14 protein-coding genes are annotated in these 15,016 nt (G+C 60.9%); 10 read left to right on the top strand and 4 right to left on the bottom strand.

All coding sequences use genetic code 11. The annotated features are described in order from the left end of the window. The first annotated feature begins 23 nt into the window (after positions 1-23). The gene (locus NKH90_RS08015) at positions 24-509 is read left to right on the top strand and encodes a hypothetical protein (protein ID WP_352448442.1); all 486 of its coding nucleotides are present in this window, start codon (positions 24-26) and stop codon (positions 507-509) included. Between the two features lie 25 nt (positions 510-534). On the opposite strand, the gene NKH90_RS08010 is transcribed toward NKH90_RS08015, so the two are convergent. Further along, entirely contained in the window at positions 535-1,566 is a 1,032-nt protein-coding gene (locus tag NKH90_RS08010; protein ID WP_352448443.1) for a hydroxyacid dehydrogenase, read from the bottom strand. Between the two features lie 175 nt (positions 1,567-1,741). Here NKH90_RS08010 and NKH90_RS08005 point away from each other — a divergent pair, with 175 nt between their 5' ends. Both NKH90_RS08005 and NKH90_RS08000 read left to right on the top strand, forming a co-directional pair. Further along, positions 1,742-3,178, top strand: a complete 1,437-nt coding sequence (locus NKH90_RS08005; RefSeq protein WP_352448672.1) for an aldehyde dehydrogenase family protein — start codon at positions 1,742-1,744, stop codon at positions 3,176-3,178. Positions 3,179-3,215: 37 nt separating this feature from the next. Then, positions 3,216-3,797, top strand: coding sequence for a DUF1349 domain-containing protein (locus NKH90_RS08000; protein WP_352448444.1), 582 nt, complete (start codon positions 3,216-3,218; stop codon positions 3,795-3,797). 41 nt (positions 3,798-3,838) lie between these two features. Here NKH90_RS08000 and NKH90_RS07995 read toward each other — a convergent pair whose 3' ends face one another. Then, positions 3,839-4,591 (bottom strand): SDR family NAD(P)-dependent oxidoreductase, encoded by a 753-nt coding sequence (locus NKH90_RS07995; protein WP_352448445.1) that lies wholly within the window; start codon positions 4,589-4,591, stop codon positions 3,839-3,841. Between the two features lie 328 nt (positions 4,592-4,919). Here NKH90_RS07995 and NKH90_RS07990 point away from each other — a divergent pair, with 328 nt between their 5' ends. Next, positions 4,920-6,191, top strand: coding sequence for an O-antigen ligase family protein (locus NKH90_RS07990; RefSeq protein WP_352448446.1), 1,272 nt, complete (start codon positions 4,920-4,922; stop codon positions 6,189-6,191). Between the two features lie 125 nt (positions 6,192-6,316). Here NKH90_RS07990 and NKH90_RS07985 read toward each other — a convergent pair whose 3' ends face one another. Together NKH90_RS07985 and NKH90_RS07980 are read right to left on the bottom strand one after the other, a co-directional pair. Continuing rightward, a complete protein-coding gene (locus NKH90_RS07985; RefSeq protein WP_352448673.1) occupies positions 6,317-7,528 on the bottom strand; it encodes a polysaccharide biosynthesis/export family protein in 1,212 nt (403 codons plus the stop codon). Positions 7,529-7,735: 207 nt separating this feature from the next. Further along, a complete protein-coding gene (locus tag NKH90_RS07980; protein ID WP_352448447.1) occupies positions 7,736-8,413 on the bottom strand; it encodes a sugar transferase in 678 nt (225 codons plus the stop codon). A 558-nt stretch (positions 8,414-8,971) separates the two neighbouring features. Here NKH90_RS07980 and NKH90_RS07975 point away from each other — a divergent pair. The 6 genes from NKH90_RS07975 to NKH90_RS07950 all read left to right on the top strand — a co-directional run bounded on the left by NKH90_RS07975 (position 8,972) and on the right by NKH90_RS07950 (position 14,967). Continuing rightward, positions 8,972-9,292 (top strand): exopolysaccharide production repressor protein, encoded by a 321-nt coding sequence (locus NKH90_RS07975; RefSeq protein ID WP_352469919.1) that lies wholly within the window; start codon positions 8,972-8,974, stop codon positions 9,290-9,292. Between the two features lie 455 nt (positions 9,293-9,747). Then, positions 9,748-10,770: a glycosyltransferase family 2 protein gene (locus tag NKH90_RS07970; RefSeq protein WP_352818589.1), complete on the top strand. Its 1,023-nt coding sequence runs from the start codon at positions 9,748-9,750 to the stop codon at positions 10,768-10,770. Between the two features lie 269 nt (positions 10,771-11,039). Then, positions 11,040-11,441 carry a hypothetical protein gene (locus NKH90_RS07965; RefSeq protein WP_352469921.1) on the top strand — a complete coding sequence of 134 codons (402 nt, stop codon included), beginning with the start codon at positions 11,040-11,042 and terminating at the stop codon, positions 11,439-11,441. Between the two features lie 131 nt (positions 11,442-11,572). Continuing rightward, positions 11,573-12,439 carry an endo-1,3-1,4-beta-glycanase ExoK gene (gene exoK, locus NKH90_RS07960; protein ID WP_352769067.1) on the top strand — a complete coding sequence of 289 codons (867 nt, stop codon included), beginning with the start codon at positions 11,573-11,575 and terminating at the stop codon, positions 12,437-12,439. 85 nt (positions 12,440-12,524) lie between these two features. Then, positions 12,525-13,856 carry a UDP-glucose dehydrogenase family protein gene (locus NKH90_RS07955; RefSeq protein ID WP_352469923.1) on the top strand — a complete coding sequence of 444 codons (1,332 nt, stop codon included), beginning with the start codon at positions 12,525-12,527 and terminating at the stop codon, positions 13,854-13,856. Between the two features lie 31 nt (positions 13,857-13,887). Further along, positions 13,888-14,967 carry a glycosyltransferase gene (locus NKH90_RS07950; RefSeq protein ID WP_352769069.1) on the top strand — a complete coding sequence of 360 codons (1,080 nt, stop codon included), beginning with the start codon at positions 13,888-13,890 and terminating at the stop codon, positions 14,965-14,967. Positions 14,968-15,016 lie beyond the last annotated feature (49 nt).

Below are 15,016 nucleotides of genomic sequence, written 5' to 3'. Positions count from 1 at the left end.
GATTCGCTCGGAACGGGAGCCCCATGAGCAAAGCCCTGACCTCATTCGCGCTTGCCACCATGCTGACGGCCTTGCTGATGGCGCTCAGCCTGGCGGTGGCCAGGCATGGCTATCCCTATGGCGCGATCGGCGCCAAGCGCTTGAGCGACGTCGCCGATGCGGGGACGTTCATTCCGCTCGCGGCGATCTATTTTTTCAGCGCACTGCTGATGATGGTTCTGCCGATCAGGCTCGCTGGCATCGTCCTGACACATGCCGCCGATGCGATCTTCTGGACGGTCATCGTGTTGTTTGCGGTCATCGTTGGATGTCTCGCCGCGAGATTTGCTTTCGGTCAGCGCGATGTGCTCTCCGCACTGCTGAACTGGCGCTTCCTGTTTGTCGCAGCCGTCGTCGGGTGTCATCTGTTCATCAACGAGCTGCGCCGCAACATCTTGTTGAGAAGCCTGTTCTTCGTCGTCTTCGCCGCAGCGACACTGGCCTGCCTGTTTTGGTCCTTCACCGTCTGAGCATGTGCGACCGTCGGCAGGCGGCTTAATTCTTGTCGACCGGCTTCGAACGCATTCGCGAAACGGTCTCACGCTCGGCCCGCTTCGAACGCATCGGCGGCAGGCCGCGGTCGATCAGGTCCATGTCTTCCAGCACCATGTCGCCCATCCGCTTGAAGGCGATGTCAAGCGCGCCGGCCCGGTGGGCGGAGCGCAGGAACCCCGGCAATGTACGGACCGGGTGATCCTGGGCCAGAGGCTCCTCAGGAAAAACATCGCTGGCGGCGACGATATGGCCGCTGCGGACGGCGTCCATCAGTGCCGGGAAATCGACCACGCCGGCTCGGCTGAGCAGGATGAAAGCGGCTCCCTTGCGCATCCTGGCAAACGCCTCGGCACCAAGGAAACCCTGGTTTTCGCTGGTCACCGAAGCGACGACGAAGATGAAATCGCTGTTCGACAGAACGTCGTCGAGAGAGGCCGGCTCGACGCCGTTTTCGATCAGGATCGACGGCGGCAGCCACGGGTCGAAGACTTTTGTCCGCGTGCGAAAGCCTGACAGCAGCCGGTTGAGCGCACGGCCAAGATCGCCGAAGCCGATAATGCCGACATCCGCGCCGGAAAGAAGCCGTGCCGTCCGGTTGCCGTCGCCGCCCCACAGCTCCTTGCCATGACGAAATGCGAGATCGGCGTCGACGATGCCGCGGGCGAGGTTGAGCGCCATGGCAAGGCCGAGCTCGGCCACCGGTTCGGCAAACACCAGCCCGGTGGTGACGACATGGATGCCGCGCGAAAACAGCGTCTCGTAGGGCATGTTGTTGATGAGGTTGCTCTCGACATTGAAGATGCAGCGCAGCGCCTTCATTCTTTCCAGCGTCTCCGGCGCGATAGGTGGCTGGCCGACGATGTAGCGCGCCTCGGCAAGGATATCGGCCGGCAGCGCCGCCACCGCTTCGGGCGATATTTCGACGATGCGGTATTTCGATCGAAATTTCGCCAGCGCAGCCGGCGTGAAGATCAGGTCGAGCGTGCGCGGTTCGGGTGCGCTGATCACCAGCGGCAAGGCGCTGTCGGACATGATGATTTCCTCCCGTGCGATCCGCGTCGCACCACACTAGAATCGTCTTCCCCGCCCCGACACCTATCACATGCCTGTCGAGGAGGAGAAGTTTGCCTGCCTTCGGCCTTGCGGTGCGGCGGTCGGTGGTCCAGATAGACGGCGATCGAAGGACGACAAGGAAGACAGCGACATGATCCCGTTTCGAAAGAACCTCATCGATGGAGAGTGGGTAGGCGATGCCGGCTCCCGTAACATCAACCCGTCCAATCTCGACGACGTGGTCGGCGAATATGCATCGGGAGGCGCCGAGCACGCCCGGCAGGCCATCGCGGCGGCGAAAGCGGCATTTCCGGCATGGTCTCGATCGGGCCTGCTGGCACGCCATGCGGTGCTGAGGAAGGCGTCGGACGAGATCACCGCGCGGAAAGATGAAATAGGCCGGGCGTTGGCGCGCGAAGAAGGCAAGACGCTGGTCGAGGGCATCGGCGAGACTGTGCGGGCCGCCCAGATATTCGATTTTTTCGCCGGCGAGGCGTTGCGCCTGTCGGGCGAGCTGGTGCCGAGCGTGCGGCCCGGCGTCGGCGTCGAGATCACCCGCGAAGCGGTCGGCGTCGTCGGCATCATCACGCCGTGGAATTTCCCGATCGCCATTCCGGCTTGGAAAATCGCTCCGGCGCTGGCCTACGGCAACACCATCGTCTTCAAGCCGGCGGAACTCGTTCCGGAGAGCGCCTGGACCATTGTCGACATCCTGCACCGCGCCGGGCTGCCCAAGGGTGTGCTCAACCTGGTGATGGGCAAAGGTTCGGTGGTCGGCCAGGCGATGCTCGACAGTCCTGACCTCAACGCCATCACCTTCACCGGCTCGGTCGGCACCGGCAAGCGCGTCGCCGCCGCCAGCGTCGAGCACATGCGCAAGTTCCAGCTCGAAATGGGCGGCAAGAACCCGCTTGTGGTGCTCGACGATGCCGACCTTGCCGTCGCCGTCGACTGCGCCATCAACGGTGCCTACTTCTCGACCGGCCAGCGCTGCACGGCGTCGTCCCGCCTGGTGGTGACGGACGGCATCCACGACCGCTTCGTCGAGGCGCTCAAGGACCGCATGGCCAAGTTGGTCGTCGGCGACGCTCTCGATGCCAAGACGCAGATCGGGCCGGTTGTCGACCAGAGCCAGCTCAAACAGGACGAGGACTATATCGCCATCGGACGTCAGGAAGGTGCCGATCTCGCCTTCGGCGGCGAGCGGCTCGATCGCGAAACCCGCGGCTTCTATTTGCAGCCTGCGCTGTTCACCGAAACCACCAACGCCATGCGCATCTCGCGCGAGGAGATTTTCGGCCCGGTCGCCAACGTCATCCGCGTCAAGGATTATGACGAGGCGCTGGCGGTGGCCAACGACACGCCGTTCGGGCTGACGTCCGGCATCTGCACCTCGAGCCTCAAGCATGCCACGCACTTCAAGCGCAATTCGGAAGCCGGCATGGTCATGGTCAATCTGCCGACGGCCGGCGTCGACTTCCACGTGCCTTTCGGCGGGCGCAAGGGATCGAGCTACGGCCCGCGCGAGCAGGGCCGCTATGCCGCAGAGTTCTACACCACGGTGAAGACCGCTTACACGTTTGCCGGCTAAGAAAAGGCGGCAGACCAGCCAGGCAGCGAGCAAGTCGATGGCATCTGAGAATACGGACCTGACCTGGCTCAATCCGCCGCCGCACCACGCCTTCGGCAACAATACGGTGCATGTACGGACCGGTGAGGAGACCGACTTCTGGCGCGAGACGTTCTACGGCTTCTGGCGCGACAATGGCCATTTCCTCTATCGTGAGGTCGAGGGCGATTTCAGCGCCGAAGTCACCGTCAAGGGGCACTATGAGGTGCTTTACGATCAGGCCGGGCTTATGGTCCGCCTGAGCGAGACGCACTGGATCAAGGCCGGCATCGAATACACCGACGGGCTGATGTATTTTTCCGTCGTCGTCACCAACGATGCCTCCGACTGGTCGCTGGCCAGCATTCCGGCCGATCCGGACGGGGTCAGGATCCGCATGACCCGCCATGCCGAGACGATCCGCGTCCAGTATCGCGACCCATCTGACAAGCACTGGAAACCGGTGCGGCTTGCCTATTTCCCCCCGTCGAAAACGGTCGATGTCGGCATGATGTGCTGTTCGCCGCAGCGCGAGGGCTTCGAAGTGACATTCAGCGACTTTTCGATCGGCCCGCCGATCTCGCGGGAGCTTCACGACTGAGGCGCCGCGATCCGGTCGGGCGGTTTGCGTCCGGCCCCGCCTCAGTAGGTCGCCCGGCCGCCGGAGACGTCGAAGACGGCCGCCGTTGTGAACGAGCATTCCTCGGACGCGATCCAGCAGATCAGCGCCGCCACCTCCTCGACCTCGCCGAACCGCGCCATCGGTATTTTGGACAGCATGAAGTCGATGTGTTGCTGGCTCATCTGCTGGAAGATCGCGGTGCGCACGGCCGCCGGCGTGACGCAGTTCACCGTTACTTTGGTCTTGGCCAGTTCCTTGCCGAGCGATTTGGTCATGCCGATCACCGCCGCCTTGGAGGTGCTGTAGGCCGAGGCGTTCGGGTTACCTTCCTTGCCGGCAATCGAGGCGATGTTGATGATCCTGCCGTAATTGCGTTCGAGCATATGCGGGACCAGCGCCTTGTTGCAGAAGAAGACGCCGTTGATGTTGATGTCGGTGACCCGGCGCCAATCCTCCACCGAATACTCCCAGGTCGTCATGTTCGGCCCGGTGATGGCAGCACTGGTGACAAGGACATCGACCGCGCCAAGCGCTTCGATCGTCTCTCCGGCGGCGGCTTCGACCGCTATGGGGTCGGCGACGTCTAAGGTGACGCTGTGCAGGCCTGGAACAATGGCCTTGGCCTGCTCGATCTGGGCGGCATCGCGATCCCAGACCGAAACACGCCCGCCTTCGCCAGTGATCCTTTGCGCGACGGCCAGGCCGATGCCTGAGGCGCCGCCGGTGATAACAGCAGATCGTCCGGCAAATCGTCCCGCGAAACTCATCGGCATGTGGTCTTCCTCCCAATTGGCGGCGAATGTGAAGTCAACGGCGGACAAGTTCAAGCGCGGACTTGCAACCTCAGAACAGCTTATGATGGGCCAGCACCGGTCAATTGTACGGCACTGCCTTCTGGCCAAATCGTCTCGCCCGGTATGGAGAGAACGGCTGGAACGACGCGCCCGGTTGGCATCCGGGTGACAGGCGGCGCCGGATGGGTTATATTGCACTGCACAATGCGAGCGCCTGCAGGCGAGGCTCCCATCGATCCGACGAATCGGCCCACGAGCGGCCCATGAAATCGGCATTGAGCTGCAAGGACGGAAAACCGCTATCGAGATGAAGATTCCAAAATCTCTGTTGATCGATCCGGACAAGAACACGGTCTATGGCAGCTTTGCCGTTGCCGTCTCGATCTGGGCGTTTTCCTACTCGACCATTTTCGGCCAGGCCATGATCCTGGCCTACTATGCAGTCTGGCTACCGCTCATCCTGGTCGACTACCGCAAGATATTAAGGCACGCTTCCAGCGCCTGGCTTCCGCTGGCCTTTGCAACCTATGTCTGCTTCTCGGTGTTCTGGTCGGCGGCTCCCGGCACCACGGCAAGAACGGCCGTCCAATATTGCTCCCATATCGCCTGCGCCTACATTGCCGCGCGCACCGTCAGCGTCCGGACCTTGACCATAGGCGCCCTGATCGGGATTTTCGTCGTCCTGCTCTACTCGCTCAAGGTCGCGAGCTATTCCTACGACGTTCTCGATGGGACGTATAATTTCGTCGGCGCGTTCAGCTCCAAGAACCAGATCGGCTTTGTCGCATCGCTTGGCATCTATTTCTGCGTTGTCTACCTGGCCTTTCTCAGGCGCGGCCGGATAAGCTGTTTGTTGATCGTACCGATTGTCCTTCTATCGGGCTATCTGCTGGTGGTGTCGCATTCCGCCACTTCGATGGCATCTACCCCCGCGGTTCTCGCTCTGGTCGCCCTGCTTTCCATCGGCAAGCTGCTTTCGCTCCGCCATCGCCGGGTAATTTTCATAATCGGTGCGGGCGGGCTGGTCGCCTGCACCGTGATTGCGCTGAATCTCGGGCTGATGGACTTTGTCCTTGGCCTTTTCGGCAAGGATTCGACGCTCACCGGACGAACCTACCTCTGGCAACAGGGCTGGAATGCCGCGCAGCAATCGCCCATCCTCGGCGTCGGCTACGCGGCTTATTGGGTGCAGGGCTTCTCCGAGGCCGAGCGGCTGTGGAACGAATTCTATATCGCCGCGCGAAGCGGCTTCCACTTCCACAACACCTACATCGAGACCTTGGTGGAACTCGGCTTCGTCGGCGCGACACTGCTTTCGCTGATCATCCTGCGCACGCTCTGGGGTCACGTCTCGGCGCTGATATTCAGGACATGGCAAGCCGACTCCGTGATTCTTGCCGGCGTCATGGTGCTTCTGTTCATCCGATCCTTCGTCGAGGTCGAGACCCTCAATCCCTACATCATGGGATCGTTCCTGCTGTACTACAGCTACTTCAAGCTGGTGAGGGTGCCGGCCGTCGCTCCTTCCCGGTGGAGCGCCGTGAACCATCTCGAGGAACCGGACGCCGTGCGAGGCTAGAGCGGGCGGATCCAGGCGGTTCGTTGCCCGAAGGCCGCCTTGTTTTCTGATCCATAAGATCCCAAACGCAAAAACCCCGCAGACCGCTGCCTGCGGGGTTGGTGCTTTGCTCCGGTGGAAAGAAGCTACTGGATGGCCATGGGCGCCGGTTTGACCTTGATCACGTCCCCTGGCAGCACCGGCGTGTCTTCATCGGCGGTGATTTCGCTGGTCTTGCCGTCGACCACCCGCACCAGGGAAAATGACAAGGCCGCTGGTTCGTTGTTGCCGTAGAATTGCGGCATGGGGCTGCCCGACAAGGCTTCGGACATCAAGGCCTTTTCCATATTCAGCTTCAGCGTCGCCTCGTTGAGATCGGCTTCCGTCTGTTGCCGGTCGGTCGCGAGGCTGGAGTTCTGGGTGTTCTCGAGATCGATGGCGTCCTGGGTGGCCTTGCTGATCGACTGCTTGGCCGTGAGAATCGCCGTTTCGTAATCCAGGATCTGGCCCTCGAGGTCGGCGATGGTTTGCTGCGAGTTCAAAACCCGCGTGTTGACGACCAGGCCCTTTTGCGCCAGCGAGCCGATGCCGTTGAGCTGCTCCTTCGCCAGATCAACCTGCTTCTGCTGGTTGACGATCTTTTTCTGCAGCGAATCGATCTCGCTCTGCAGCAGCGCCTTCAAATCGTCGAGCGCCTGCAAGCGCAGCTTGAGTTTCTTCTGGTCGGCCGCCAGGATCGCCGTCTCATCGGCAACGATGCTGGGCAGCTTCGGATCGTCGGCCACCTCTTTCGGCACCGCGAATGTCGGCTTGTCCGCCAGTTCCGCTTCGATGCGGGCGCGCTTGACGGTCAGCCTGACCAATTGGTCTTGTAGTACGTCGAAATTGCCCTTGGCATTGATCAGGTCGCGGTCGTAGCGCTGTCCGCTCTCCGGGTTCCGCCGGGCTCCGCCGGCAATGCTCATCGCTTTCAGCACGGACAACCCAGGCACACAAGGATACTGGCCGGGCGATTGCACCTCGCCAGAGATGTAGAATGGCCGGTACTGCGCCATTTCGACGGAAGCCTCCGGCTTGTCGGCCAGAGCGAGCTTGCGCTGCAGCGCCTCGCCGAGCGATGCGGCGATCTCCGAAGTCGTCTTGCCGGATGCGGGCATCTCGCCGACGAAGGGAACCGACAAGGTTCCAGCGGGGCCGACCGTGTATTCTCCATTGATGGCCGACCAGTCACGAAACGTGCCTTCGACGGTCTGCCATTCCGCCACGCGGATGGTCAGCTTGTCCTGTGCTCCAAGCCGATAGTCGTCGGCGAAGGCAAACTGTGGCAAGGCTAGCGACAGGGTCAGGCCGGTCGCCATTGTAAGGCAAGTCGTCAAAAGCCGTACTCGCCGCATGCGTCTGGAGAGAATGCCGGTGCAAAAGATATCGATTATATCTGCTTTCAACTGAGCGTTTCCGATCTGGTTTGCCCCGCCCGATGAGCTGCCGATGCCTGAGTTAGGGGCCTGAGTTCCGGGCCCGAATTCTGGACAGCCGCTCCTCGATGCACGGCCAGCAAGCGGCCGTCAGTAGCAGCCTCGCGACATCCAGACCGCAGGTACGGTCTTGATGATGATGCGAATGTCTTCGAACATCGACCAGTTCTCGACATAGTGCCTGTCGAATGCGACGCGGCTGTCATACGAAACATCGTTGCGTCCGCTGACCTGCCAGAGCCCGGTGAGGCCGGGGCGCGATTTCAGGTAATAGACGGCCGAATTGCCATATATCTCCAGCTCATCGCGCACCACGGGACGAGGCCCGACCAGGCTCATATCCCCCTGCAGGATGTTGATGATCTGCGGCAACTCATCGAGGCTGAGCTTCCTCAGCACCGCTCCGACGCGCGTGATCCGCGGGTCGTTCTTCAACTTGCGGGTCGCTATCCATTCGGCGTTGGCCTCCGGATTCGCGGCGAGATAGGCAGCAAGCACCCGCTCGCCGTCTGCAACCATGGTGCGGAACTTGAGGCACGGAAAAATCCGTCCTCCGCGGCCGATTCGGCTGTGACCATAGAAAATCGGCCCGCCATCGGAAAACCTGACAAGCAGCGCTATCATTACGAACAGCGGGCTGAGAGCGACCAGGCCGATCAGCGAACCGACAATATCGAAGCTGCGTTTGAGCAGGCCGCCAATCGGTGGCGGAAAATCGACGCCGGCCTGCGAAAAATCCGCATCGGCCGGCTTGGCTACGTCCCTCATGCGTAAACTCCATACGTTGAACGGATGGTTTACCGCACGATACCAAAAAAATGTTGCAGCGCAACACACAATTTCTCAGACGGCTGTAATAGTCGCGTCATGAACTGACTAAATAATAAACTCGTCCTGCACAAAATTTCCCATTTATGTCGCAAAAGAGACAGATTATGGGCAATTTTGGAAAAGCTAGTCCAATTTTTGGGCTGATTTTAGGCGAATCGCTCTTTATACCCTCCTGTGGAGCTTTGCCGTCATTTAGAATTTCAAGATAATGACTGATGTTATGATAAAATACTATTCAATATTATGAATCATACTGGAGCGAGTCGATATCCGGCAATCAGTGGTGATGCCGACGTGTGCGTTGCACCATGGCGGAGTCGATCCCGAGGATTCGTTTAAAATTTATTCCGCAGCTGCCCTTGCCGCCTATTGCGCGGCTCAATAGAGTTGCAAATTGTTTCTGTCGGACTATGGACAGATTGGGCTAGGCCGGAAGCAACCGGCCAGAAGCGGGCAACCTAAATAAGCTCGCAGAGTTTAAGGGAGGTGCTCGGGGTGGGCTTGTCGACATTTTTTCCCGAGCCGGTTGATGGGCTATCGGGTATGTCACTGCCAAAGTTCATTATCGGAATGTGTTTTGCGCTGGCGATCGTGATCGTCTGGTCCTATTTAGGCGGCGCCTCGCTCGGTACGACGCTGTTTCGTGTCATCGGCTGCGCTATAGTCATCCAACTGGGTTATTTTCTGCTGGTCTTTGCCATGGTTGCCAGAAATGCCCCGACCCCGGCCGACAAAATCCGCGACGCTGAACGAAAGCTGAGTTCGAACGAAGCGGCCGAAGCCGAGAAACTCAGCGCCAGGAGAGGCCTTCACTGATTTCGGGCCTGGCCGCGGTCTGCGATGTCCATGTGACCTGTGGTTAAGCTCGCCGGTCCCCTGACGAATTGCTCGCCTCAACGACACCGGCAGTCGGCATTCCTGCTCTTTCAATTCCTTGACACTGCGGGCCTCGACGCGCTCGCTCCGCCCCGCCGCCGTCCGGTCGGCGAGGATCAGCAACTGGTTTCTGCCAGTTGAGCGCTCTGATGGAGCGTGTAGGAACGGCTCTGCCAAGCGGCGCATTTCTGGAGCCATCCCGATTGAGGCTCGCCGCCTGCCCAACCGGGCCATGACACCCAGCAAAATGAAAAACTGGACGGCGCCGATGATTTTGGCGATGCTTGCTTCGCACTTGCAGCATAGGCGTTTGGGCCGATGCATTTCAGAATGGGCGGTGGGGCATTGAGCGGACGGGGCGAGGAAATCCGCAACGACTTCTGCAATCGAGAGGCATGTTCATGACATCATTCCAGGTCTGCGTGATCATCGCCGCCCGCAATGCGGCGCGGACAATCCCGGCTGCCATTGCATCGGCATTACGCGAGCCTGAGGTTGCGGAAGTTGTCGTCGTCGACGACGCGTCTACCGACGATACCGCGAAAGTCGCCCACGCGGCCGGCGACGGCACGGGCCGCCTTTCCGTCATCCGCTTCGACGTCAATCGCGGCCCATCGTTTGCACGCAACGCCGCGATAGCCGGTTCCAGGTCGCCGTTCATCAGCATTCTGGACGCTGATGATTTCTTTTTCGAAGGCAGGTTTCACAGACTGTTCGCCAGCACCGATTGGGATTTCGCCGCAGACAACATCATGCTTGTCAGGGATGACGCGGCAACCGACGTTTCGAAAATCGTGGCTCCACCGTTCTCGCCCGAGCCGGAATTCCTCGATTTCGAGGGTTTCATCGACGCCAACATCTCCAGGCGCCGTGTGCAACGAGGGGAACTGGGGTTCCTCAAACCCGTGATCAGCCGCGCCTTCCTCGATCGGCATGGGCTGCGCTACGACGAGAAGCTGCGCCTGGGTGAAGACTATGAACTCTATGCGCGCGCGGTTGCCCTTGGCGCGCGCTTCAAGGTCATCAAATCCTGTGGCTACGGCGCGATCGTGCGCGCCGATTCGCTGAGCGGACGGCACAAGACCCAGGACCTGAAGCATCTGGCCGATGCCGACCTGGCACTGCTTGCGATCGACAGTTTGCCGGAGGCATCGAAGGCTGCGCTGAGAAGGCACGAGCGGCACATCCGCGACAAATACCGGTTGCGGAAGTTTTTAGACGTGAAGGCTGAGCGCGGGTTGGCACCGGCCGCGGCCTACGCCTTGGCCGGCTCGTCCAACCTCACAGCCGTCGTCCGCGGCGTCGCCTCCGATAAGCTGGATGCGCTGTTTCGCCGCGCCGGCCTCGCCGCGAAGCGTCAGCATGTGCCGCCGCTGCGCTTCCTCATGGCCGGAACCAGCACGGCCAACGAAAGCTAGGCACGTCAACGTGCGATGGCGGTAGCCACTCCCTTACCCTTCGGTCGGCTCGCACCATTTCAACGAGATTCATGAGTTTACGATCTAGGTGGTTGCCTATGCGCGCAGGGAATGGCAATCTATGTTGCGGTGCAGCAATTTTGGACGGCCAACCGAACTGGCCCGAGACATACCCTGTCGGAGGAGCTGGACGATGCAAGAAATGTCTTTTGAATGTGGACGGGCACTAAGGCCGTTCACCAGCTCGACGATGATGGGGCGCTGACTGCATGGCCTCGATCTTTCGCTTCCGGTCGAGAGATCCGGCGCGCGACACGCAGACCGACACCTCGCGCCTTGATCGGTTGGCAAAGCTGCTGGACCAGATCTCGGCCGAAGTCGAGGCGGAGAAGAGCGGCCTTGAGAACCGCTACAGGACAACGGCTACCAATGCCGCCTTTCTGGTTGAGGCGATGGAGAACGGAACGGTCTCCTCTCGCAGGTCTTCCGAAGTCGGCGAACTGACCAGGTCGATCCTGAATTGCGAGCGGCGCATCGCAGCGCTGTCGCGCCAGATGCAGAAGATGAAGGATCTCCGTCATTCGCTGGATGAAATCTTCGAAGAGAAGCGGCAGAACGGTCCCGACATAAGGACCGATTTTGTGAAGCCCGCCGATTCCGGCACAGGCTGAGCGAACACCCGGGTCGGCGCAATGGTTTTAGGCACAACACGGAGCTTGGGAGCGACAGAGGTCAAGATCAGGTTGTTTCGTCACGGTTCGAACGATCGCTTTGGGGGCGCACAGCACAAGGTGAGTTTGATATGAACGCAGGTCTTAAAAGCACGCCCGCCCCGGCAACCGGAGGCACCCCGTTCACGCGCCCGATCCCAGGCAAGCTGCGGCGGCTCCGTTCAGACGGTGCGTTTCTGCTGGTCGTTCTCGGCAGTCTGGTTGCGGGCCTGGTGCCCGCCGGCGCGCAGGATCTCCCAACCGCGCCGTCCTTTGTCGATGATTTCACCAGCCTCAGTCGCGCGCGCTGGTACATTTCCGACGGCTGGACGAACGGCAAGCATCAGAACTGCACCTGGTCCAAAAGCCTGATCGGGCTTTCCGACGGCATGCTGACGCTCGGTTTCGAGAAGCGCAAGCTGAAGGATCGCGAATTCGCCTGCGCCGAGATCCAGACCAAGCAGCGCTTCGGCTACGGCACCTACGAGGCGCGGATGAAGACCGACACGGGCTCTGGCGTCAACGCGGCATTCTTCAGCTTCGTCGGCGATGCCGACAAGCAGCCGCATGATGAAATCGACTTCGAGGTGCTGACCAAGGACACGTCCAAGGTCCAGGTCAATGCCTACATAGCCGGCAAAGGCAAGAACGAGAAACTGGTCGACGTCGCCGGCGGCACCGACAAGGCCTTCAACGACTACGCCTTCGTCTGGGAAAAGGACCGGCTGCGCTGGTACGTCAACGGCAAGCTTGTCCACGAGATCACCGATCCGGCGAAGCTGCCCACCCATTCGCAAAGGATCTATTTCAGCCTGTGGGGCAGCGATACGATGAAGGGGTGGATGGGGCCGTTCTCGGATCCGGGCCGCAAGCTCACCATGCAGGTGGATCGTGTTGCATTCACCGCACTTGGCCAGCCCTGCCAATTCCCCGAATCGCTGGCATGCAACACAAACTAGAAGCGCATCTGAACCGGCCGGGCCGAAGGTGGTCGGAAAACCGAAGCTCGAACAGGCCCGAAGCCTTGAACAGGGATGAAACCGAATGAATTTGACTGTCTTTGGAATCGGCTATGTCGGTCTTGTACAGGCGGCGGTGCTTGCCGAAGTCGGCCATCAGGTGGTCTGCGTCGACATCGATGCAAAAAAGGTCGAGCGGCTCAACCAGGGTCATGTCCCGATCTTCGAGCCTGGGCTCGAAAACATCGTCAAGGAGAACCATGCCGCCGGCCGCATCAAGTTCACCACCGACGCCGCCGCGGCGATCAAGCATGGCCAGATCCAGATGATCGCCGTCGGCACGCCGCCGGGCGAGGATGGTTCGGCCGACCTCAAATATGTGCTGGCCGTCGCCGAGGCCATCGGTCGTGAGATGGACGAGCCCAAGATCGTCGTCGGCAAGTCGACCGTGCCCGTCGGCACCTGCGAAAGGATAAAGGCCAGGATCGCCGCAACGCTGAAGGCGCGCGGGCGCGAGGATCTGGCTTTCGACGTCGCCTCCAATCCGGAATTCCTCAAGGAAGGGTCCGCTGTGAGCGACTGTATGAAGCCCGACCGCATCATCGTCGGCACCAGCAACGAGGACACCGAGGCGGTGATGCGCGAGCTCTACGCGCCGTTCAACCGCAACCACGAAAAGATGATCGTCATGGATGTGCGCAGTGCCGAGTTCACCAAATACGCGGCCAATTGCATGCTGGCGACCAAGATCAGCTTCATGAATGAAATGGCCAACCTGGCCGAGCAACTGGGCGCCGACATCGAGGAAGTCCGCAAGGGCATCGGCAGCGACCCGCGGATCGGCTACCACTTCATCTATCCGGGCCTCGGCTATGGCGGCTCGTGTTTCCCGAAGGATGTGCGTGCCCTGATCAAGACCGCCGAGGCCGTCAAGTTCGACGCCAAGCTGCTGCGTGCCGTCGAGGAGCGCAACAACCAGCAGAAGTCGGTCCTGTTCGAGAAGGTGGACCGCTATTTCAAGGGCAATCTCAAAGGCAAGACATTTGCGCTGTGGGGCTTGGCCTTCAAACCCAATACCGACGACATGCGCGAGGCCCCGGCCCGCACGCTGATGGAAGCGCTCTGGGCCGCCGGTGCCAATGTCCAGGCCTACGATCCCGAGGCGATGCAGGAATGCCAGGCGATCTACGGGCTGCGCGACGACCTGCAACTATGCGGCACCAAGGAGGCCGCGCTGCGAGGCGCCGATGCGCTCTTGATCGTGACCGAGTGGAAAAGCTTCAGCGCGCCGTCTTTCGATGCGCTGAAGAACGCGCTGACCACGCCCGTTATCTTCGACGGACGCAATCTCTACGACCCCAAGGTCATCGCCCGCCACGGCATCGAATACCACAGCATCGGCAGAATGGCGGCGTGACGCAAGGGCGGTCCAGCAAGGAGCCAGGTCCATGAAAGTTCTGTTTGCGGGCGGCAACGGCTACACGCCGCAGTTCAGCGGTGGCGTTCAGTCGAGCACGCATCATCTGGTCGAGCAGCTGCGCGAGCACGGTCATGACGCCTCGGTTCTGGCGGCGCTGTTCGGTGACGGCATGTTCGGCTTGAAGGCGCGCGCCAAGATGAAGCTGCTTCGCCAGCGAGCGGTCATCGACAGCTATCCCGGCTATCCGGTCGTGCGGGCATGGTTTCCCTGGGAGGCGGCGCGCTTCGCGGTCGAACGGCTCGATCCCGATGTCGCCGTCGTGCAGTGCCACAAATCGGTGCCGATCGGAAAGGCGCTGCAGGCGCTCGGAATACCGCTGGTGGTCTATCTGCGGAACGTCGAATTCCACGAATTGGCCGGCGACCTGCGCGAATTGCATTCGGCGCTTTATATCGCCAATTCCGAATTCACTGCGCGCACCTATAAGGAAAGGTTCGGCATCGACTCGACCGTGATCCCGCCGACCATCAATCCCGGGCTCTACAGCACGCCGACCACCGGTGAATTCGTCACGCTGATCAATCCTTACAACGAAAAAGGGTTCGAACTCGCCGTGCGCATCGCCGGCCAATGCCCCGAAATTCCGTTCCTGTTCGTCGAAAGCTGGAAGCTCGACGACGACCATCGGGCGCAGATCGAACGGATCATCGCGCCGCTGCGCAACGTCAGGCTGGAAAGCCGCACCAGCGACATGAAGACCGTCTATGGCCGCACCAAGATCCTGCTGGCGCCCAGCAAATGGGAAGAAGCTTGGGGGCGGGTGGCATCCGAGGCCCATTGCAGCGGCATTCCAGTCGTCGGGTCCCGTCGCGGCGGCCTGCCGGAAGCGATTGGCGCCGGCGGCGTGGTGCTCGACTATGATGCACCGCTCGACGACTGGGTCGCCGCGGTCAGGCGACTATGGAGCGACAAGGCCGAGTACGACCGTCTGTCGGCGGCGGCGCAGCTGTTTTCGGAGCGGCCACAAATGAACCCCGACAGCCAGTTCGCGACCTTCCTCCGCGTTCTCGACAACGCCAGGCAAGGCGCGCTGGAGCGTGCCGCCTGATGCATTTCGTCCAAAACCATGCACGTTGCCCAAAAGCCGGCTCTCGCGC

It is taken from the genome of Mesorhizobium sp. M0898, from assembly GCF_040319695.1.
In the GTDB taxonomy this organism is placed as follows: domain Bacteria; phylum Pseudomonadota; class Alphaproteobacteria; order Rhizobiales; family Rhizobiaceae; genus Mesorhizobium.
This window is presented reverse-complemented; position numbering and strand designations above follow the sequence as displayed.

What these genes read in the sequence shown, in the direction of transcription:
- NKH90_RS08000 (WP_352448444.1), top strand. Translation starts at nt 3,216, where the DNA reads ATGGCATCTGAGAATACGGACCTGACCTGGCTCAATCCGCCGCCGCAC.
- NKH90_RS07985 (WP_352448673.1), bottom strand. Translation starts at nt 7,528, where the DNA reads ATGGCGACCGGCCTGACCCTGTCGCTAGCCTTGCCACAGTTTGCCTTC.
- NKH90_RS07950 (WP_352769069.1), top strand. Translation starts at nt 13,888, where the DNA reads ATGAAAGTTCTGTTTGCGGGCGGCAACGGCTACACGCCGCAGTTCAGC.
- NKH90_RS07990 (WP_352448446.1), top strand. Translation starts at nt 4,920, where the DNA reads ATGAAGATTCCAAAATCTCTGTTGATCGATCCGGACAAGAACACGGTC.
- NKH90_RS08015 (WP_352448442.1), top strand. Translation starts at nt 24, where the DNA reads ATGAGCAAAGCCCTGACCTCATTCGCGCTTGCCACCATGCTGACGGCC.
- NKH90_RS07980 (WP_352448447.1), bottom strand. Translation starts at nt 8,413, where the DNA reads ATGAGGGACGTAGCCAAGCCGGCCGATGCGGATTTTTCGCAGGCCGGC.
- NKH90_RS08010 (WP_352448443.1), bottom strand. Translation starts at nt 1,566, where the DNA reads ATGTCCGACAGCGCCTTGCCGCTGGTGATCAGCGCACCCGAACCGCGC.
- NKH90_RS07955 (WP_352469923.1), top strand. Translation starts at nt 12,525, where the DNA reads ATGAATTTGACTGTCTTTGGAATCGGCTATGTCGGTCTTGTACAGGCG.
- NKH90_RS07970 (WP_352818589.1), top strand. Translation starts at nt 9,748, where the DNA reads ATGTTCATGACATCATTCCAGGTCTGCGTGATCATCGCCGCCCGCAAT.
- NKH90_RS07965 (WP_352469921.1), top strand. Translation starts at nt 11,040, where the DNA reads ATGGCCTCGATCTTTCGCTTCCGGTCGAGAGATCCGGCGCGCGACACG.
- NKH90_RS07995 (WP_352448445.1), bottom strand. Translation starts at nt 4,591, where the DNA reads ATGCCGATGAGTTTCGCGGGACGATTTGCCGGACGATCTGCTGTTATC.
- exoK (WP_352769067.1), top strand. Translation starts at nt 11,573, where the DNA reads ATGAACGCAGGTCTTAAAAGCACGCCCGCCCCGGCAACCGGAGGCACC.